This window comes from Marinicrinis sediminis (genome assembly GCF_042685085.1).
GTDB classification, from domain to species: domain Bacteria; phylum Bacillota; class Bacilli; order Paenibacillales; family KCTC-33676; genus Marinicrinis; species Marinicrinis sediminis.
Genome location: NZ_JBHUMM010000009.1, coordinates 92,731 through 113,323, shown reverse-complemented (window position 1 = coordinate 113,323; position 20,593 = coordinate 92,731). Strand labels below are relative to the sequence as shown.

At 43.2% G+C, this 20,593-nt stretch carries 15 protein-coding genes and 1 CRISPR repeat array; of the genes, 1 reads left to right on the top strand and 14 read right to left on the bottom strand.

Translation table 11 applies throughout. The features are described from left to right. Positions 1-232: 232 nt before the first annotated feature. The 13 genes from ACFSUC_RS06015 to ACFSUC_RS05955 form a co-directional block, all read right to left on the bottom strand. Positions 233-1,117, bottom strand: coding sequence for a carbohydrate ABC transporter permease (locus ACFSUC_RS06015; RefSeq protein ID WP_379928590.1), 885 nt, complete (start codon positions 1,115-1,117; stop codon positions 233-235). A gap of 18 nt (positions 1,118-1,135) precedes the next feature. After that, complete coding sequence (locus ACFSUC_RS06010) at positions 1,136-2,026, bottom strand: ABC transporter permease (RefSeq protein WP_379928584.1); 891 nt, start codon at positions 2,024-2,026, stop codon at positions 1,136-1,138. Positions 2,027-2,202: 176 nt separating this feature from the next. Further along, on the bottom strand, positions 2,203-3,876 hold the full coding sequence (locus ACFSUC_RS06005; protein WP_379928583.1) for an extracellular solute-binding protein: 1,674 nt from the start codon (positions 3,874-3,876) through the stop codon (positions 2,203-2,205). Positions 3,877-4,060: 184 nt separating this feature from the next. Beyond that, complete coding sequence (locus ACFSUC_RS06000) at positions 4,061-5,422, bottom strand: response regulator (RefSeq protein WP_379928582.1); 1,362 nt, start codon at positions 5,420-5,422, stop codon at positions 4,061-4,063. Beyond that, positions 5,419-7,146 (bottom strand): sensor histidine kinase, encoded by a 1,728-nt coding sequence (locus ACFSUC_RS05995; RefSeq protein ID WP_379928581.1) that lies wholly within the window; start codon positions 7,144-7,146, stop codon positions 5,419-5,421. The genes ACFSUC_RS06000 and ACFSUC_RS05995 overlap by 4 nt, the downstream gene beginning before the upstream one ends. Positions 7,147-7,324: 178 nt before the next feature. Next, complete coding sequence (locus tag ACFSUC_RS05990) at positions 7,325-7,876, bottom strand: VanZ family protein (protein ID WP_379928580.1); 552 nt, start codon at positions 7,874-7,876, stop codon at positions 7,325-7,327. 160 nt (positions 7,877-8,036) lie between these two features. Further along, positions 8,037-8,604: a CRISPR direct-repeat array (repeat unit 25 nt; unit sequence GTTTCAATTCCTCATAGGTACGATA). 215 nt (positions 8,605-8,819) lie between these two features. Next, positions 8,820-9,980: an RNA-binding domain-containing protein gene (locus ACFSUC_RS05985; RefSeq protein WP_379928579.1), complete on the bottom strand. Its 1,161-nt coding sequence runs from the start codon at positions 9,978-9,980 to the stop codon at positions 8,820-8,822. A gap of 945 nt (positions 9,981-10,925) precedes the next feature. Further along, complete coding sequence (locus ACFSUC_RS05980; RefSeq protein WP_379928578.1) at positions 10,926-12,044, bottom strand: hypothetical protein; 1,119 nt, start codon at positions 12,042-12,044, stop codon at positions 10,926-10,928. 57 nt (positions 12,045-12,101) lie between these two features. Next, on the bottom strand, positions 12,102-12,932 hold the full coding sequence (locus ACFSUC_RS05975) for a hypothetical protein (protein WP_379928577.1): 831 nt from the start codon (positions 12,930-12,932) through the stop codon (positions 12,102-12,104). 1,881 nt (positions 12,933-14,813) lie between these two features. Then, entirely contained in the window at positions 14,814-15,146 is a 333-nt protein-coding gene (locus ACFSUC_RS05970) for a hypothetical protein (RefSeq protein WP_379928576.1), read from the bottom strand. A gap of 107 nt (positions 15,147-15,253) precedes the next feature. Next, positions 15,254-15,538 (bottom strand): DUF6958 family protein, encoded by a 285-nt coding sequence (locus ACFSUC_RS05965; protein ID WP_379928575.1) that lies wholly within the window; start codon positions 15,536-15,538, stop codon positions 15,254-15,256. Positions 15,539-15,709: 171 nt separating this feature from the next. Further along, positions 15,710-16,447, bottom strand: coding sequence for a hydralysin-2 (locus ACFSUC_RS05960; RefSeq protein ID WP_379928574.1), 738 nt, complete (start codon positions 16,445-16,447; stop codon positions 15,710-15,712). A gap of 180 nt (positions 16,448-16,627) precedes the next feature. After that, positions 16,628-17,329 (bottom strand): Crp/Fnr family transcriptional regulator, encoded by a 702-nt coding sequence (locus tag ACFSUC_RS05955; protein WP_379928573.1) that lies wholly within the window; start codon positions 17,327-17,329, stop codon positions 16,628-16,630. Positions 17,330-17,486: 157 nt separating this feature from the next. Between ACFSUC_RS05955 and ric the strand changes: the two genes are divergently transcribed. Next, positions 17,487-18,206, top strand: a complete 720-nt coding sequence (gene ric, locus ACFSUC_RS05950) for an iron-sulfur cluster repair di-iron protein (protein ID WP_379928572.1) — start codon at positions 17,487-17,489, stop codon at positions 18,204-18,206. 1,215 nt (positions 18,207-19,421) lie between these two features. On the opposite strand, the gene ACFSUC_RS05945 is transcribed toward ric, so the two are convergent. Further along, positions 19,422-20,297, bottom strand: a complete 876-nt coding sequence (locus tag ACFSUC_RS05945; protein ID WP_379928571.1) for a hypothetical protein — start codon at positions 20,295-20,297, stop codon at positions 19,422-19,424. Positions 20,298-20,593: the final 296 nt, after the last annotated feature.

Here is a 20,593-nt window from a genome sequence, read left to right as displayed (position 1 = left end):
AATGTCTCCGATGACGTACCGCCAAATGCTCGCAAATGCAGCATAAAATGGACTCCGTGATTGACGGAGCCCAATGAATACAGTTTTATTATTTTATCTGTCTACTTGACGGGGAGCAGTTCAGACCGGCAGCCCTGGATGATACCTGTATGAAACGAGTATGAGACGTCTATCAGGCTTCGATCAGACTGCTATCATTTGGCGTGATCGAATCAAGCCAAGCGACCAGCGATCAGCCCTTGACGGAACCGAGCGTAATTCCTTTGACGAAATAACGCTGGAAGAATGGATAAATCACCAGCAACGGCAGCATGGAAATGAATATCTTTGCCGCGTTGAGCGTCTGATTGGACATGCCCGACATCCGCTTGGCTGCTTCCGCATCAATCTTGGACGGATCGATGACGACGGCTACCTGACGAATATAGGTTTGCAGTGGATAGTTCTCATTCTTGGTCATCAGTACGAGCGCCTGGAAGAACTCATTCCAGTGATACACAATCGTGAATACGAGAATCGTCGCCAGTACCGGCTTGGAGAGCGGCAAGAAAATGTTGAACAGGATGCGCCATGGACCCGCTCCGTCAATGAGCGCAGATTCCTCCATCTCCTTCGGCAAGTTACGGAAGAAGTTCATTACCAGGATGACGTTGAACACCGGCAGCCCGCCGCCGAGCACGAGTCCCCAGATATTGTTGATCATGCCCAGTGATTTCATCGTCATGTACCATGGCACCAGTCCGCCGTTGAAAAGCATGGCGAAAATCAACAGCCACATAATATAGTTGCGGGGTGCAAATTCCTTTGACGTCTTGGATAATGGGTACGCCATCAGGAGAATTACGAAAAAGGTCACCAGTGCGCCCAGTACAACCCGCTGAACGGATATAAAGAACGACTTGAAAAACTGACCGTCATCAATAATCAATTCATACGATCCGAGTGTAAAGCCCTTCGGCCAAAAGAAGACATCTCCCGCCGACACCGCAGCCTTGTCACTGACCGATACGACAAACGTATACCAGACCGGATACACACACAGAAGGGTGATCGCGATCAGAATAAACACATTGAGTCCATTAAAAAACCGATTTGCAACGGAACGTTCTTCAATCATCGTCATCACAACCTTCTGTTAGAAAATTCTGTAGTTCGCAAAGCGATAAGCCAACCCGTAAGACACCGCAATCAGGATAAATCCAACGACCGATTTCAACAATCCCACCGCTGTAGCCAGGCCATACTGCATGTTGATCAGACCGACCCGGTATACCCAGGTATCAATGATGTCCCCTGTGGAATAAACCGCAGGATTGTACAAGTTGAAGATCTGGTCAAAGCCGGCATTGAGGATGTTCCCCATACTGAGCGTAGCCAGCAGCACCGCAACCGGAATAATGCTCGGAAGCGTAATGTGGATCAGACGTTTGAACTGTGACGCGCCATCGATCGCAGCGGCTTCATACATTTCCGGATTGATCGAGGTCAGGGCTGCAAAATAAATAATCGCTGCAAAACCGAATTCCTTCCAGATATCACTGCCCACCACGAGTGACGGGAAAATCTCCGGACTGGCAAAGAACAAGGTCGGTTCAAAACCGAATACAGAAAGCAACTGGTTGACAGGCCCGCTGAAGGAGAACAGATCCAGCATGATGCCTGCGACGATAACCCAGGACAGGAAATGGGGCAAATAAACGATCGTCTGCACCGAACGCGTGAACAGTCGATTCTTCACTTCATTGAGCATCAGGGCGAAGAACAGCGGCACAATCAGATTGCCCAACATCTTCATAAATGCAATCAGAATGGTGTTTTTGAAAATTTGCCGACTGTCGTCCAGCTCGAACATATACTGAAAATGCTCCAGACCTACCCACGGAGATTTCATGATGCCAAGGCCTGGATTGAAGTCCTTGAACGCCATCAAAATCCCGTACATCGGAAGCAAATTATAAAAGAACAGCCATACCAAGCCCGGAAGCAGCATGAGGTAATAATGCTTGTATACGGTATTGTTTCTCATCTCACTCATCTCCTTTTCAGAAAAGCGATTAACCCTTTATAAATGATGTGTGCGTCTTGTCCATTCCTTTGAGACCGTTATGGTTTCTCTCTATGCGAGCCTCAGGAAGGGATCAAGACGAGCTGGGTGCGCCCGTCCTGATCTGGTGTTATGGGTATGCATCATCCGGAGATGAATTAGTTGATTTCGTTTACTTCTTCGGTAATCTTCTCGCCACCCTGGTCGTACCACTTCTCGACAAAGGTATCGAATTCATCCATGGAAATGCTGCCCATGATCATCTTGAGGAACATTTCGTCTTCCAGCTTTTTCAGGTTGGTCCAGCGAGATTCCATCGTCTTCGTCTGAGACGTTACTTTGCTTCGTACATAGTTGATGTCTGCCTCGATGAAGGCCGAACCACCGTTCAGATGGGCATAGACGTGTGTGAAGAATGCTTCATCTCCGTTTTTGTCCCAATGCTGAATGTCATAGTTGTCGAATGGCTCTTTCTTAACGGATGGCGCATGCAAGGCCAGTTCATAAGCAAATCCGTAGGACAGCTTATCGATGTCTTCCAGGGCCATTTCACCCTTCAGATGCTTCTGCGTGGAACGAACGGCATACTCCAGCTGATCGCCGTGTCCTGCAATAATGAACAGTGGAATTTCCTGAGAAGTCATTTGCTTGTCTGCTACCACTTCTTCATAGCTTGGATCTTTCTCGGAAACGTGAATGTTCAGCATTTTCACGATCGCTTCCGGGTGCTCGTAGTTTTTGCTTACGACAATGTAGGTGCTTCCCGTTGCCTGGTTGGAGTTGTATACGCCACTATCATCAACCGGTGCAACATATGGACGCCAGTTGGCCTCTGGATCATTTTTGATGGAATCCTGGATGCTGTACGGGGACCACCATGGACCGAAGAAAATACCGGCCTGACCGCTGACCACGACTTCTTGCGGACTTTTACGCAGTGCCATTTCCTTGTCGAGGATGCCTTTTTGGTACCACTCCCGCATCATCGCCACAGCTTCTTTTGTTTCCGGCAAGGTCGAACCATATACCGCTTTGCCGTCTTCTCCTTCTACCCAGATGCCCGGATAGGCATTATGTGCGAAGAAAAGAGGGGAGAAGTTGAAGAAATGGTCACCGGAGTTCAGGAAGGTGGAATGCAACTCACCGCCTTGTCCAGTTCCTACGATCCCGATCGTATTCTCACCGCCCATTTTATTGTCAATGAAGGCTTGTGCAATCTTCTCGAGGTCTTCCAGTGTCTTCGGTGGTTCCAGACCCAGCTGATCCAGCCAGTCTTTGCGAATCCACGTTAATGGTGCGGATGGCAATGTGGTTTCCGGGAAGGCATACAGCTTGCCGTCATACGTCACATTGTCCAGCAGTCCCGGGTTGGAGTCATAGATCGCCTTGAGGCGCTCTCCGCCGAACTGCTCATATACTTCACTCAAGTCTGCCAGCTGACCGGACTTGATCATTTGCTTCAATTGGGTTTCATTAACGGACATGGCATCCGGCAAGTCGTTGCTGGCAATCGCCAGGCTCACCTTCTGCTTGTAGTCCTCTGTGGATGCTTCCCATGCATGTGTCACATTGATGTTGTACGTATCCGAGAGCCATCTTGTATAAATGTTGTCTTCAGCGGTCTGCCCGTCTTCGAACTGGTAGTTCGGGTCAATCGCTCTTCCGATCGACACCTCAACTGGTTGTTCATATTTGCCAAACGGATCTACGACGACATTCGGATCTACCTTGCCGCCTTCACTGGCTCCATCATTGCCATTGTTCATACCGCAAGCGCTTACAGTTGTGACGATTAACAAGGATGCCAGGACCGTCATCATTTTTTTCTTCATGTCATTACCCCCTCTAAAATGTTTGCTCTGTCTTGGTGACACTCTCAATATAGCATGGCAGACAGCGAGGGCGAGTGAGAGAACCATCCCCAAACAGGGAGGGATTTCTGCAATAAAAAGAAGATGCCTCTGAAAATAATCCACCCTTTTCAGAAACATCTCACCCTTGCCAAAATGCGCTTGTCTACCTTTCCGTGTGCTGCTGCCGGTATTCACTAGGACGCATGCCGATCTGCTCCCGGAACAGTCGGCTGAAATACTTCACATCATGATAGCCGATGTGCTCCGAGATCCACTGGATGGTCTGGGTCGTATTGCGCAAATATTCCTTGGCCCTGGTCAACCTGATATCCCGCAGGTAGTCCGTATACGTTCTGCCCGCGATGTCCTTGAAGCACTGACTGAAATAACTGCTGCTCATATTAACCATGTGGGCCATCTCTGCCGCAGATATCGGGTGATCCATCATCTGCTGTGTCAAATTCATCGCCTTCATGATACTCTGCTGAATTTCCTCTGAATACATCGGTTTTTCGTTGGCTGCCTTCATGCGTTCTCTCGTCTGGACGAGCCACGCCCTGAATTCTACCCAGCTCGTGAAGAAGTCCGCAATCTCAATGTCTTCCGGCAAAATATGATGGTATAGCCGGTTCCATTCATCCGACAGCGAATAGAATAGTCGGGCCAGCCGGATCGGGGGCAATTGCTGCGCGTACAGCTCCTCGACTCGTTCATCGAACAGCGCCTGATCATACATCCAGCACCCGCTGATCCATTTCTCCTTCAGCTCTTCCATCGGCGCGTCCTGTTCCGTCTCCGCCAGCTCCTGAATAGACGAAGCGGAGATTTCCTTCAGGCACACTGTGGGGTCATAGTCATAGAACAGACGGAATTTACGGTACGTGCGAAGCAGTCGGATCATCGTCTTGCGATCCCGTTCTCCCGCTTCCTTCAGATGAATAAGGAAGAACTGGGGCAGCGGGTCTGGCAAGGGCACAGTCGAACTGTTCGTCCAGTACCAGGTCCCCGTATCGATCTCCTTGACCCCTGATTGCGGTGGAAGATCGGGTCTCAGATCGTCCCGCTGCTCCAGCGCATACAGCACATACAGCGAATCTGCCTCCTCCAGTCCATCCGGCGTATCTGCCCCTTCGTGAACGTGCTCCGATTCCTTCAGCCGTCCGGCAATGCGCGCCAGAATCTCCTCGAACTGCTCACTTTCCAGTTCAATCTTGGCAATATAGTCAATGGCGCCAAGACGCAGCGCCTCCTGTACATATTCGAAATGCTGATGCAGCGTCAGTACGACGATCTTCATGTGCGGATAGCGGCTGCGTACCTCCCGCATCAGCTCAATGCCAGACATCACCGGCATCGACAAATCCGTAATCAGGAGATCGACCTCATGGCTCTCCATAAACTTGAGGGCGCTCTCTCCATTATTGGCCTCTCCGACCACTGTCATCCCGTACTTCTCCCAGGGCATGAAGGTAATCAGCCCTTTTCTGACCAGCTTGTCATCATCTACGATACAGATCCGTATCATGCTGTCTCTTCACCTCCGGTTATCGGAAAGCTGAGGAATACAATCGTGCCCTTTCCCTTCTCACTCTTGATCCTCAGCGTCGCCTGATCGCCATAGTTCGATTTCAGCATCCGTTTCACATAACGCATGCCAATGCCCAGTCCCACCTTCTGACTCTCCACTTCATCATCTTCCAGCAGTCGCTGAATCGTCTCCTCTGACATGCCGACGCCATCATCCTGAATCGTAATCTCCAGTTGTTCCTTCACCTTAATATCGACATGAATATAGCCGTCATCGCTGACGCCGTGGTAGAGGGCATTCTCTACGAGCGGCTGGAGAATGAAGCGTGGACTCGGCAGCGACATCGCGTTCTCATCCACGTCCACATCCACATCGAAGGCAAAGTCATAGCGAATCTGCTGGAGCTGCATGTATTCCTTGAGGGCTGTAATCTCGTCCCCGATCGTCGAGGTCTCACCCAGCTTGCCCAGATTGTAGTAGAGCAGCTTGTTCAAGGACAGCACCAGCTTGTCAATTTCCTTCTGCCCGTTCATGACAGCTAGCCAGTGCACCGTATCCAGTGTGTTCATCAGGAAATGCGGATTGATCTGATACAGCATCTTCTCTACTTCCAGGTCTGCGCGGCGCTTCTCCTTCTGCTCGATATCTGCGTACAGCTCCCAGATCTTCACCTTCATACTGCGAATCTGGAGCAGCAAGTAGTCGAATTCGGGGATGCGCGTCACTTCCATGCTGTCCTTGCTGTCAGAACGAATCAGCGACTTGATCTCCCGATTGAATTTGTCCAGCGGGCGATAGACCATCTTCCACAACAGCCAGGCAAATAGCACCGACAGCAGCAGGAACACGAGGAAAAAGCCGACGATCTGAATAATCCATTGATTCCGTTCCTTATTCAGCTCCTGTTCAGGCAGGACGGATACGATGCTCCACCCCTGATTGCTTACCTCCCGGTTCCAGAAGAAGTCCTTGTCATAGCCCGAGGAAGCCTGCTCGAGATCACCCGGGAAGATCGCATTTACCGGATAATCCTCTGGCTTCTCACTGAAGGCTATTCGTCCCTGGTCGTCGAGAATGAGCAGCCGGCGATTGCCTTCCTGCTGAATTTGACTTTGCGGGGCAAACAGCGTTTCCAGCGCATTGCGTCCCGTCTCCATATAGAGGTAGACATCCTGACCGATCACATTAATCTTGCGCATCGTACTGAAGACATATTGGTTGATCGATCCGTTATAGCTTTTGTGCGGTCCGTAATAGGTCATCTCGGGATAGGACGCCATCACCGGCAGCTTGTCCGGGTCGAAGTCCTCCCGCACCCGAAAGTTCTCGAACTGAATCTCATCCATCTCGGGGTAGTAGTACATGAGCAATCCGACGTTCGGATTCGAGAAGGTCAGCACATTGAGATCGCTTTTGATCTCCGTGAGCAATCTCGCCCGCTCATACGGTTCCTGCTCCTGCTCGAGCTGTTCCAGCATACGGATCATGCCGCCGCCATAGGCCAGCTGCTGCGAGACATGGTTCAGGTTGTTCAGCGTATTTTCAAGAATAAGCAAATCCTGCTTCAGATTGCTCTGGAGAGCGCTCTCGACCTTGTTGTCCAGAATCGAATCAATCGTATAGAAAGATATCCATCCCAGGCAGATAAACGGCAACAGGCTGCTAATCAAAAAGATCATAATCATTCGGTTTCTAAAAGTGACTTGCTTCCATTTTTCCATGAAGGCTGTTCTCATGCGATCCCTACTTTTTATGTCCGTGTGAAGTCCATTTTACTCCCCATGCGGGCATTATACAATAAAAAGATAGAACGTTTAATCAAGGAATATAAAAAAGAGACGATTCCCTCGCCTCTTCCCTTCCAGACTTCACCAATTCGTTTTCCGTTCCTTCCGATCATCACATGTATCTGATTCCAGACATCAGGGCAAGCATAGTGGCCGCAGAAAGACCCAGCTTGATTCTCATTCCAGTGTTCTTCTCTTGGCTCACAAAATATCGCCATGCATAACGGACCGGTAAGTATCCAATCAGGCCGCCCAGCGTATTAAGCATCAGATCATCCACATCAAAGCTTCCTAGCTGGAACACCATCTGACCGCTCTCATAAAAGAGACTCAGGCCGAAGGAAGCCAGTAAGACCACCCACAGTCGGTTCAGCTTGCTAAATATCAAAGGTAACATGAAGCCGAGTGGCACAAAGCCCAACACATTGCCTACCAGATTGTCGATTCGAATGTTCAGATTAATATCTCCCTTGAATAGATACAGTTGAATCGTCTGAAAGGGTACGAAGTTATGAGGGGGGGCCCAGTATTCATGCGGAGGGGAGAATGTGAGATACTCCAGGATTTCTCTCGGGGAGATGAATTTGAACCATATGTATTTGGTGAGTATGAGCAGATAGATGGTAAAAAGAATAGCCAGTAGTACTTTTCCTGTTTTTATCATTACATCCACATCCTAGTAATTGGTCACTCTATTCTATCACATTGGATGCACAATGCCACATATTTACTTTATTTATGAGGGCGTTCTGTTTCCTTTCTCTTATTCTTATAGGTACGATACATGCTCGCGTAACTGGCATTTATTTCAACTCACTTGCTGAGTTTCAATTCCTCATAGGTATGATATAAATGTTTCTTTTCAGTGGGACGCCATGGGATAGGGTTTCGTTGTTTCAATTCCTCATAGGTACGATACAAGCGGTGAACAGCCATGAGCATTACTGTAGGTGTGTGGCGAGTTTCAATTCCTCATAGGTACGATATAAACTCATGGAAATCGTAATATTGCTTTAGGCTGGAGCATCAGTTTCAATTCCTTATAGGTACGATACAAACGATCCGATTGATTTCCGCTGCCATCTACTGCCGACACTTGTTTCAATTCCTTATAGGTACGATACAAACGGGTTGACCAGGAGGTATATACGAGATCGGATGGGGGGGTTTCAATTCCTTATAGGTACGATACAAACCTATATCAGGTTCCTTTCTGCAGGAACCGACTTAAAGTTTCAATTCCTTATAGGTACGATACAAACTCAGAAGGTGACCTCGGTGGGTGGATAGAGAAGGAAGAGTTTCAATTCCTTATAGGTACGATACAAACTACAAGCCGAAGGAGTGGGCGAAACTCCCGGCCAAACGTTTCAATTCCTTATAGGTACGATACAAACCCCAAAAAATGGCGTTGTTATAGGATTCTCCATTTCTTCTTGGTTTCCTTTTTCCTTTTATCCTACATATCTAAATTCTAAATAGCACGGTGTTTTTTACCCTTACCTACTGGTTGCTTCATTTTTCTTCAAAATAAAAAATGTCGTCGATCTCCCGGGTTTACGACGTTAATGAAGATCGACGACACTCTAATCAATATTTTCATCTTTTCAAGGCTTATATATTGTCAACACAAATTCTTCCCCTGTTTCTTCCAGTTCAGGTTCACGCGCTCCCTTGCTCATCATGGATTTTAAGATCATCGGAATTCCTCTGCCTAATTGGTCGATGTATCTCATATTCTCCATGTATTTCACCAAAAATGGATTGCGAGCATAAGAAATGCCAACTTTCATTTTCTCCACATTCACTGTGTTTGGCAATCTGCCCGGGCTATGAAATTCTATTCTGTCAGCATACATCAAAACACGAATTTTTGAACCAGTTATTGAATAATTTCGATGAACCAGAGCATTGACCACAGCCTCACGAAGAACCAAGATCGGATAATCTTCTACTTCTTCTCTTTTGGCTCCCTTTATCACTGATCCTGTTAACATGTTGTTTTTCAATATGGTCATGATCTGTTCAGCTATGTCGTTTAAACGTCCATTCACTTGTTTTTTATCGATCAGTTCTTCTGTTATATCTTCTCCATTGAAATGAGCGAAGCTGATTCCCGATTGAGGCAATTTGTTCACAGGAGATTTACCAAATACTAACAATCCCCCAACTGTGCATTGCACACCTTGATCTGTTTCGCGAAGAATATCAGCATTTATCAAAATTCGTTGAATTGAACTCTCTGATTCTTCATACAGATCAAACATATTGTACTGCATATAATATTCTCGAACTAACTCTATGGATATATCTTTTACAGACGTGCCTGGCACTGGAGAAATATCATAATGAAAATACCCGCTTGCTTCAAAGAGTCTCATCAACTCTTCTTTTGATGCAATACGTTTCGTTGTACCCACTCGAATATAATACTTATGATTACCCGTATAATATGGTTTGTTTAATCCCTTTGGTATCGAAATTAATGCAATTTCTTTTCCGCTCATATCTAAAACCTGAACGTGAGGATGAACTTGAGGGATACAGCCATCTCGGCATATATTTATAATCCATTCTTCTATTCTCCGATTAGTAATTCCAATAATCTCGCCTTTATCTGAAACCCCTATGATGATTGTGCCTCCATCTGCGTTCGAGAAAGCCACAATCTCCTCAGCCAGTTCAGTTGGTTTTATTCCTTCTTCTTTAAATTCAACGTGTGAACTTTCTCCATTTTGAATCAGCCGCATACATTCATCAATATTCATTTAAAGTCCACCTCACAAGCCATCTTTATCATAATGATACCCTTAATCTAATAAAGAATTCAATTCTACAAATGAATATTAACCAACAACTTAATTTTACATTTATTAAATGAATATTATGTATAATTATTTCACTTGATTTATTACTTTACCTTGTCAATCCTAATTCGTCATTCAAATCCCTCATGGGTAGGATACAAACTTGCAATCGCGCTGCGCCAGACGGCAGACATGATGGAGTTTCAATTCCTCATAGGTACGATATAAACGCGAGGTTATGTCCGATGTGCGCTTGGCGACGATCACGTTTCAATTCCTCATAGGTACGATACAAACCTTCCACTCAGATTTATCTATCTATTTCCGCAGAAGTTTCAATTCCTCATAGGTACGATACAAACGCAAATTTTCCTCTTACGTTTAATGATAGGCAAATGTTTCAATTCCTCATAGGTACGATACAAACTGCACTCGGGAAAGACTACAAATTCAAAATTTTCTTGTTTCAATTCCTCATAGGTACGATACAAACGAAATCGAGTATGGGAGTGATAGAACATGAGCAGGCCGGTTTCAATTCCTCATAGGTACGATATAAACCTGCTCAATGATCTCAATTGCTTCCTGTCCATGAACCTGTTTCAATTCCTCATAGGTACGATATAAACTCCGCCGGCTGCTCGGGCTGCTGGAATGCAATTTCATGTTTCAATTCTTCATAGGTACGATATAAACCCCAAAAAATGGCGTTGTTATAGAATTCTCCATTTCTTCTTCATTTCCTTTTTCTTTTTTTTCTACAAATTTGAATTCTGAATAGCATGGTATTTTTTACTCTTATCTCTTGTTTGCTTCCCTTTCCATCAAAATATAAAATGTCGTCGATCTCCGGGGTTTACGACGTTAATGAAGGTCGACGACACTGACAATCCTCATGACTATCACTTATTTCAATATGATGAGCTGTTCGTCAATTAACACGAAGGATTCTCTGGACGGAAATTTCATGCGTTCTTCATGTGTTTGGCGATCATATACAACAACAGTTGATTGATCTGAACGTTGACTCGGCACATCCAGTACGACATAATCGGAATCTACATGAGTGATGATCCCAAGTCGCTTGTATCTGTTAAATTCTGAGGGATCACCCGACTCTATTCTGAAATAATATAAACCTTGTGTAAGTAGCTGAGTGGAAGGAATGACTTCTTTTTTTCTCGTATTGAAGTTATAAGAGATATATTGGATATGATCGTTATGAAAATCACGTATTTTATAAATGATCCTGCATTTCTCTACCCGTACGATCTCAACAGAACGGTTTCTTTGCGAACTTTGGAGAATATAGCTTACTGGAATTGGTTTATTCATCTTTTGAGATTGTAGCCATTCCTTCATTGGCATGGCTACGATGGACTCTATGCCATCATGAAAGGCTGGATCATGCTGATGATCTTCCTTTTCTTCAGAAAACACCCTCCCCGTTTTGAAGACTAGATATATATCATCTTGCGAATGTTGGACGAAATGCATTTCTTTCATACGCAATAAAGTATCACCATTTGATAATTGATGACGCAGCTCATGATGGCGGGTATTATTCACTATGTCAATTCGCAGTAACCGATCGAACTGATTTGTAAATTTAACATCTGTTTGGTATCCCAGAACGAGCTGTGTGGTTGTTAAGGCATAAAGCTTGAAATCTATTACACTGCAATTCCTATGGATCGAAAATGAATAGATTTCTTTATTCACTTTCGTCTCACAGTTTAATTGATACATTCTGAACTCATTCATCTTTTCATCCAGAATGCAAAAGTAGAAATGATGCTCTGCCATTATATGAGAGTAAGCCACTCTTTCATTATATGTGATTGGCATTTGCAATATTGGCTCAGATGTCTGTTTGTCTATATCATACTTCATAATTATGAAGTGATGACTGGAGTCACTTTCTTCATGTTCTTCTAGTAATTCATACATGATGTATCTACTATTAAGAATACCCAGGATGTGAATGGGGTGGTTTGCCACATCTTTCATATCTACTATTTTCATAGGTTTCTCCTGAAAGGTATTTGAAACCGATACCTTAATAAGGTATCGGTTTCATAATTATAAATAGAATATATGAGCTTTTCTACTAATGATGAATTGCCCTGCATTTGGTCCAGAAGTTTGATATATTTTTTGTAATGGATGGTAATGATAGAAGTAACCATTATTTATACTGCCGTGAATCTCAGGTCCTACATAATTTTGGGAAATGTTTTTAGTTAAGGTTAAAGCTCTTGATTGTGTACGCACAAATACATCTGCTTCAGCTTGAACCCTTGATTTTGCTTGGTTATAGGTAATACTTGGTCCTAAATAAAATTTTCCATCTTGCAGTAATGCAATGAAATAATTTTGATCTTTATTCTCTGAGCTGTTCAGTGCTTCAGAAACAGCAGTTGCTGTATAGTACGTAATACCACCAATAATGATTGCTCCCGCGGTAGCCAAAAGAGCCGCCTCTAGTGCTGCTAATGCAGAAGGAATAGCAATAACAGCTAAAATAGGTAAAAAGTACGTGGTATATTCTTCTTTATTCTCCTTTAATTCAAATTTATTACCTGTATCTATCTCTGTAATCGATCCCGTATTAGTTGCAGTATTAAAGTCATCTACTTTATATTTATTTTTTTCTCCTGTATTTATTTCTATAATTTCTAGTGTTACTGACCCAGTCTTTTTATTTCTGGTAACAGTAGATTCATATTCACCATCCGTAAACTTACTAATAATCAATGCACTATTATTTTTAGTCACAGTTCCATTCACACTATTTTTAACTACTTCTACTTCATTTTCATTTACAGCTATTACATTAGATATTGAATAATTACTCATAACTATTACTGTCAAACATAAAATACAAGCAATGTACTTATAAAATTTAGTCATTTATATCCTTCTCCATTGATTAAATATTTCGGCCGATAAAGTTAATTATCACTCTATTGGTTTTAATTGTAAATGGTTTTAAAATCATAGAAGGAATATACCACTTGTCGAATGCTGTCATTTGGTTGATGCAGGGTTATTGTTTACCTAGTATAATCATGAGTACATAATGCACCTCATTCGTCAGCTTCAATTCCTCGTGGGTACGATACCAACTCAATCATATCTTTAACGATTTGATGATCTTTACGAAACTGTTTCAATTCCTCATAGGTACGATACAAACCCAACGCCAACCCTTTCTCCTGCTGTCACTACATATTTTCGTTTCAAGTCCTCATAGGTACGATACAAAACTTGTTGTGCGGTTCCTCCACCACCTCCTTCACCCTGGTTTCAATTCCTCATAGGTACGATACAAACCTGTTACATCGGGGGAGTGCAGATGAATTACAAGTCGTTTCAATTCCTCATAGGTACGATACAAACTGTTTGACGGAGTAGGGATACGTGAATTTCTGCCCGAAGAGTTTCAATTCCTTATAGGTACGATACAAACAGAGCATTTATTCTTTATTTTAGCGGCTCCTCCATCGTGTTTCAATTCCTCATAGGGAAGATATAGACTCTAAAATGAAATGCAAGCCATCCAAACAAGTTCTTTGTTTCAATTCCTCATAGGGAAGATACAAACTCAAGGATGTGGCGATGGATTGCTATGATGACCTGGAGTTTCAATTCCTCAAAGGTACGATACAAACCCTGAATCCTTATCGGGTCACCAGAAAGCGTACATTGACAATTTCAATTCCTCATAGATACGATACAAACCTTGAGTTGTTCCTCCTTTAATTTCATTTATAAACTCTAAGGTTTCAATTCCTCATAGGTACGATATAAACGATGGCTTCACCGAAACGGTTTTGCATCTCACTTTCTCGTTTCAATTCCTTATAGGTACGATATAAACGAAGAAGTAAAAGATACTCTTGACAGCTTCATGATTACGTTGTTTCAATTCCTTATAGGTACGATATAAACGCAGATCGGTGAATACACCGTGGAAGCAGGAATCTATTACGTTTCAATTCCTTATAGGTACGATATAAACCCGCGACTTTTCGAGTTCAGACAAAATGGCAGCAACCTGGTTTCAATTCCTCATAGGTACGATATAAACGAACCAGTGACCTCCACCCTGTCAAAGTGAATTTTGACCAGTTTCAATTCCTCATAGGTACGATACAAACAGAGCGCGCCCCAGCTCCTGACATCCCTTCGTTTTATGAGTTTCAATTCCTCATAGGTACGATACAAACGCAAGTCCACTGGACAAACCATCTATTTTGGATCTGAGTTTCAATTCCTCATAGGTACGATATAAACGTAACGACACTAAACACATACTTATAGAGGGACTCAAGAAGTTTCAATTCCTCATAGGTACGATATAAACAAAATATGTATTCTATCACATACAATATAGTCAGCCGTTTCAATTCCTCATAGGTACGATATAAACCCACATCGCCTGTCTCCGGATCTTCATCCGCTTTAGAGAGTTTCAATTCCTCATAGGTACGATATAAACCTTATAGAAAAGGAAAAGAGAGCTTTCACGTTTGTCCGCGTTTCAATTCCTCATAGGTACGATATAAACCCCAAAAAATGGCGTTGTTATAGGATTCTCCATTTCTTCTTCATTTCCTTTTTCTTGTTTTCCCATCATGTCTAAATTTTAAATATCACTGTTTCTCTTTCTCTTTGTCTTGCTGGCATCACATTTCTCCAAAATACGAGTTGTCGTCGTTCTCCCGGGTTTACGACGCTAATGAGGATCAACGACGAACATTTTCGAAGGTTATAGCCACCATTTTTCTGTCACTTCCTCGCTTGATTTTCGCTAAGTGCATGGATCAATTGAATGCCATCCTTCAGACCTTGCTTGAACAGCCATTCTTTTTCTAGGACATGCAGATGATTCCACGCTTCTTCCAGTTGAAAGAACTGCTTTTTCTGCTCAGGATTGAGTGTGGTCATCATCGTATTAAAGACCTGATGAAATTGCTGATATGCCCTGAGAATATCTGCTTCTTGATGAGATTTGTGGATGTGTTCATCGAACCTGCTCTGAATCGAATCATTTAGCCATACCGGAAAATGCATGGTTGCACCACCTTTCACCTCAATCAGTCCTATATCCAGTCTACTCATTCCATCCTGATTGTGAAGACAACTAAGCGTACAGTTTCATAGGATTGTACGTATCCGTACAAAATTTGACGATAAAACTTTTTTCCAAAGATAAATGACTACATCCATTATCCTCTTACACGGATACACTGACGCTGATTCTTTTTGAAGCGTTCCAGGATTCCTCTTGCTTCGAGATCCAGTTTGACTGTGGTGACGTACCAGGGAATTGACCCATCGAAGGTATCTCCGATTTGTTCCTTGATCTGATCGACAAGTTCGGTAAAGGATATTTCTCCATGGGCCTGCACACAGGCAAGTATGGCTGTTTTCATGGTTTCATATTTCTGTCTGTCTATCGTGCCGCCTTGTTTCCCTTCAGGATGAAGCAGCTCAAACCGGTTCGTGTTCATCTCATCACCTCTTATATGAAATAGCATCAGAAATCACACTGACTTCCAGGAGAAGCGCCCCTGAAAGTCAGTTTTTTCATTCCTATGATAATGGTATGTGACGTGCATAGATGCACTTCCTGATCCCCGTGTCTGACTGCGCGCTATGTACGCCCACTCTGGTTGACGATCTTACAGAGATTCTGTTTTCCCAATCTCGGTCTGAACATCGAAGATGGCTGCATTTTCAATGACGCCCTTGATCTTCCCTGAAGCTTGTTCCAATGCATGATTGGCATCCATGAACCAGTAGTAATGACCATCTACCTTGTCAGGGAAATTGGCTCCGAACATGCCCTGAACGCTGACCGGCGCTTCGAATTTCATTTTTGCTTTTTTCAAAGTTCCCACAATGGACACTTTCTTCTTGCTGCGTGGCGGCACGACAACTGAAACCGTCGAAGATACCGATCTGGAAGATTGTTGAGACTGGGTCTTGCCTACGGTAATGGATTCAGAGAAGGATACGCCTGTGCTGAACACTCCTTCAATCTGTACTTCAGCGGAAATGGTCAAGCCTGCTGTGACTTCGGAAGACCAGGAGGTTTCCTCTGTCCAGCTTGCATCCACGGTCAAGGAAATCGTGGCTTCTTCATCCCCTTGGTTCACCGCGTAGTTGCTGCCCAGAATCCCTTCATCCGGATGGCTCTCTCCATCATCTTCATATTCAAATTCGCCCAGCACTTTGTAGCAAGGCATGCCGTATTGCTCGGTAATCGCTGGCTGCACCGCATTGTAGTAGGTCTCACTGTTCACACAGATCCCATCCGGCTTCTTGCCATAACGATCCTGGAAGCTTTTTCTTACACTGTCCGGGCTGGAATTGACTGCGGGTAAATCTGAGAAAGAAAATAATTCACGAACTGACATAATTAATAATTCCTCCTTCAAAATGTGGTAGGGAAGTCCCATTACTAAATCTACCATATCTATCTTCTATTTTGAAGGAATAATCATGTTTTGTAGAATTTTATCTAATCTTTAGAAAAAAGGCTTGATTTTCACTCTTTCAGTATGATGGCATCCTACTTTCGCCCTGATTTTGACCCTTTACGGCTTCCACCGCTTAAAGGCATCAAGATCATGGATGATGAATCCGTCCCGATTGGTGTCCATCAGTCCTTCCTTCCTCCACTGACTGAGCAGCCTGGTTATGCTCTCTCTCGTCGTGCCGATCGTACTGGCAAATTCCTGATGGGTGATGGGTAAGGGAAGCCAGATTCCATCCTCTATATTTGTCCCTTCTCTCTTCCTGCCCTGCTCGGCAACCATCGCGATGAGAAACGACTGCGCACGAAGCTGAACCTCCTGTCCACTCATATCCTGTAGCTTGGCCTGCAACTCCATGATAATCTTCCCCATCACCCGCATGACCTTTATACTCATGGACGGTCTGGATCGCAAGAGCTGTTCGAAGTCCCGGATCGGGATGGCCAACACCTTCGTTTGCACCAGCGTTTCTGCTGTAGCCGGGTACGGGGATTCCGCATACAGCCCCGTGTGCGGAAACATGCTGCCGGAGGACAGAAAATTGACAATTTGCTCATGTCCGTTGCGATCTGTCTTGTACGTTTTGACGAGTCCGGTTTGGATCAGGTAAACGGCGGTTTTCTCCGATCCTTCATGAAATATGACCTGCTTTTTGTCATAGGTTCGATCAATGGCGATGTGGGCGAGATGGGCAAGTTCTTCCTGGCTCATATCTGAAAAGAGCGGCACCTCGGCAAGGTGAAGCAATCTTTGGTCTTCCATGTTCTCACTTCCTGTTCCTGGTTCATTTCGTTAAGACTATCATAACCAAGTTGCGCTCAGAAGTGTAGGTGAAGTAATTCAGGATGGAGTCGGTGATCTGTATCACAAAGCTCCGCTTCCCGTCATTGTAAGATAAGGGCAAAAGGAGGTTGTTCATATGACCACATTTACACTGGATAAAAAGATTGGAGATATCGTAACGGCATTCCCGGGGGCGAGCAATGTATTCAAAGCTCATCAGATAGACTTTTGCTGTGGCGGCCAGCGTCCGCTTCGTGAGGCCATTGAAGACAAACAACTGGACGGAGAGCAGGTCCTTGGTGCACTGGATGAAGCGTATCGCTTCCACATCGAACGCCAGCAAGTCGGTGAGCAGGACTGGAAACAAGCTTCGTTTCAGACGCTGATCGATCATATCGTGAGCATGCATCATGAGTATGTGCGCCGTGAGCTGCCGATTATCAGTCAGTTTGTCACCAAAGTAATGAATGTACACGGCATTCATTATCCGGATATGCTGCCACCGCTGCACCGGATGTTCCATGAATTGAAGATGGAGCTGGAGCAGCATTTGATGGCAGAGGAACAGATTTTATTCCCGCTTGTGATCGCTTATGAACAGTCCGGAGATCCGGGCAAGCTGAAAGAAGCGCTCGCGGAACTGGATCGATTGGAAGCAGATCATAGCGGAGCTGGCGATTTACTGAAGGAAATGCGCAAGGTTACATCGAACTATACGTTGCCAGAAGGGGCATGCCGGACATTCACCCTTACCTTCGAGAAGCTGGAACAACTGGAAGCGGACATGTTCGAGCATATTCATCTCGAGAACAATATCTTGTTTGTACGGCTGGCGGAGTTAGATACTGAAGCCTGAATCACTCTCAACTGCTGAACGTCGAACACCGTAATGCATGGCGCGTTTAGGTATTTGGAAATAAGGAAGAGCGGGTATGTCCATGATGGTAATGGTACATATCCGCTCTTTCTTTTGCGTATGCTGCTGATTCAGATGTTAGTCACCTTATGCTGAGAGGAATCAGAGGAGAGATCGCATGGCTGCGTTCATCGTGCCAGAGCCTTCCAATCGGAATGCCGGAACCTGCTCCACTTGTTTTAAAATGAGGGCGATCCTGTCATCCAATTCGTTTAACGGACGGGGTTGGATGAAATGATTCTGGAGTGTTCTGTTTCAATTCCTCATAGGTACGATACAAACCAGGAAAAGCGCGAGAAGGCTGCAGCTCATGAGCAATTTCAATTCCTCATAGGTACGATACAAACCCCAAAAATTGGCTTTGATATAGGCTTACTACATTTGTTCAAAGATTCCTTTATTCACTTTCACAAATTGTCTATTTCGGAATATTATCCAGTTATCCTTAATCTCCTCTTGGTTTCTCGTTCAATCTCCCTAATTTGAATTGTCGTCGATCCCCTAGGATTACGACGCTAATGAGAGTCGACGAGACATATACTAGAAATACATCTAATTTTCCTGTTTATTGTAAAATGAACATCCATAGCAGGAACAGTACCAAAGTTTTGAAGTTGCTTAACAATTTGATAAAGAAATAATTCACTGTCTCTTGGAATGTTGTGTGATCACACATTCTGAGATATATCGAATTGGTTTTTCTATAGTCTCATTACTTTGTGATCAATTTTTTAACATGCATAAATAGTTCAATAATTAGATATCCCAAAAATGGAAGTGCTAAAGCAGTGATGAAATATGGCCATTGGGATTTGAAAACGGAAATCCCTTCCGAAAAAATGAGATAGTAAAATGAAGTCAAAAGAAATACAACCAGTATAGCTGTAAAAACATTTCTCATTTTGCTGAACAACGAGAGTGATGCAATATACACAACAAACATTAACAAACTGCCTTGTGTAGACAACTGATCTGTATCAATATATTTTGGAAGTATGGATTGCTCAATAATATATACATATGAAATCCAAGTTAATAGAAAGTTGCATAACACCTTGATTGTATCAGGATTTTTATTCAACAGCATGCACTCCAGTATTGTTTATTTAAATAACCGAGTATGAATCTCACACTCGGTTATTTATGACGATTTGTTTACTGCACTACAGTTAAAGTAGTATCTAAAAAAGCCCCATATCGATCAGAAACATCTAGTCGATACGATGCATTTAAATCGTAGTTTTCGACATGAAGCCCGACACCATTCATACCTGCAAAAGTAACTTGATATGAACCACTTGTTTTTGCTGCAGTACTAGAAGAACCACTAGATCTGATAACACTTGCACTTGATGAAACCGATACTATTGGTACTTGCGAAAAAGTACCTGTAGTAGTAGCATTTGAGATCGTTAATTTACCGATAGTGGCTGACATGTAAGACATCAATGCAAGTTTAGTATCAGGATAAAACAAATGTACGATTGTATACGTCCAACGATGATAATAATCATCGTCATCATATCTAATATATCTATATGCGTCAAATTCCTGACTTGATGCAGACATTAATAATTCGTTAGAATTTACTTTTCCAAACTCTTCAGTAACTTGTGTGAAACTACCATCCTCCATTGTTACAATTTTCTTCTCTGCACTGTTAAGTTTTAATGAGTTTATTGGTAATTTCTCAGCAACTTTTCTCAGGTCAAATGCATCAACATTTTCAATGTATTTAGTTTCTAGTTCAGGGTTATCATTGAATTCTCTTCTAACTTTGTGCAGTAATTCCTTTATTTCTTTCTTTTCATAAAAATCTTTTATCTTTTGCTGTTCATCAGAATCATTTTTGGAAGCTTGATAAATGCTTAATAAATCCGTGTTTGCCTCGTTAATAGCTTCACCATATTTTTCGATGAATTTTTCTACTTCCTTGTCATTTGAAGTTTGAACACTGTTACTAGCAAAAGCAGATGTAGGAGCAATAATAGCCAAAACAAAAATCACGACCAACAATAAATTTTTTCTCATTTTTTCCTCCTAAAATTAAATTTAATGTTTAATACAGGAATGAAGATAACATATATAGTGATCAAATTAAAGATTTATATGAAAAATAGTAATTTAGTACCATTAAATCACTATAGAATCCACTAATTTAATTTGTCGTTATTTGTATGTTATTTTGATTATTATTGTTCTTTCTTTCTAAATAAATTGTTCCTGAATTTAAAACTCATCATAGAAAGACTTCAGTGACTGAGTCGCGTTTAAATAGTGTTATATTGTGGGATTTTCCCAGATTGATTAGAGTGAACTTTGAAATT

Coding starts and splice junctions, on each gene's coding strand:
- ACFSUC_RS06015 (WP_379928590.1), bottom strand. CDS start 1,117: ATGATTGAAGAACGTTCCGTTGCAAATCGGTTTTTTAATGGACTCAAT.
- ACFSUC_RS06010 (WP_379928584.1), bottom strand. CDS start 2,026: ATGAGAAACAATACCGTATACAAGCATTATTACCTCATGCTGCTTCCG.
- ACFSUC_RS06005 (WP_379928583.1), bottom strand. CDS start 3,876: ATGAAGAAAAAAATGATGACGGTCCTGGCATCCTTGTTAATCGTCACA.
- ACFSUC_RS06000 (WP_379928582.1), bottom strand. CDS start 5,422: ATGATACGGATCTGTATCGTAGATGATGACAAGCTGGTCAGAAAAGGG.
- ACFSUC_RS05995 (WP_379928581.1), bottom strand. CDS start 7,146: ATGGAAAAATGGAAGCAAGTCACTTTTAGAAACCGAATGATTATGATC.
- ACFSUC_RS05990 (WP_379928580.1), bottom strand. CDS start 7,876: ATGATAAAAACAGGAAAAGTACTACTGGCTATTCTTTTTACCATCTAT.
- ACFSUC_RS05985 (WP_379928579.1), bottom strand. CDS start 9,980: ATGAATATTGATGAATGTATGCGGCTGATTCAAAATGGAGAAAGTTCA.
- ACFSUC_RS05980 (WP_379928578.1), bottom strand. CDS start 12,044: ATGAAAATAGTAGATATGAAAGATGTGGCAAACCACCCCATTCACATC.
- ACFSUC_RS05975 (WP_379928577.1), bottom strand. CDS start 12,932: ATGACTAAATTTTATAAGTACATTGCTTGTATTTTATGTTTGACAGTA.
- ACFSUC_RS05970 (WP_379928576.1), bottom strand. CDS start 15,146: ATGAGTAGACTGGATATAGGACTGATTGAGGTGAAAGGTGGTGCAACC.
- ACFSUC_RS05965 (WP_379928575.1), bottom strand. CDS start 15,538: ATGAACACGAACCGGTTTGAGCTGCTTCATCCTGAAGGGAAACAAGGC.
- ACFSUC_RS05960 (WP_379928574.1), bottom strand. CDS start 16,447: ATGTCAGTTCGTGAATTATTTTCTTTCTCAGATTTACCCGCAGTCAAT.
- ACFSUC_RS05955 (WP_379928573.1), bottom strand. CDS start 17,329: ATGGAAGACCAAAGATTGCTTCACCTTGCCGAGGTGCCGCTCTTTTCA.
- ric (WP_379928572.1), top strand. CDS start 17,487: ATGACCACATTTACACTGGATAAAAAGATTGGAGATATCGTAACGGCA.
- ACFSUC_RS05945 (WP_379928571.1), bottom strand. CDS start 20,297: ATGAGAAAAAATTTATTGTTGGTCGTGATTTTTGTTTTGGCTATTATT.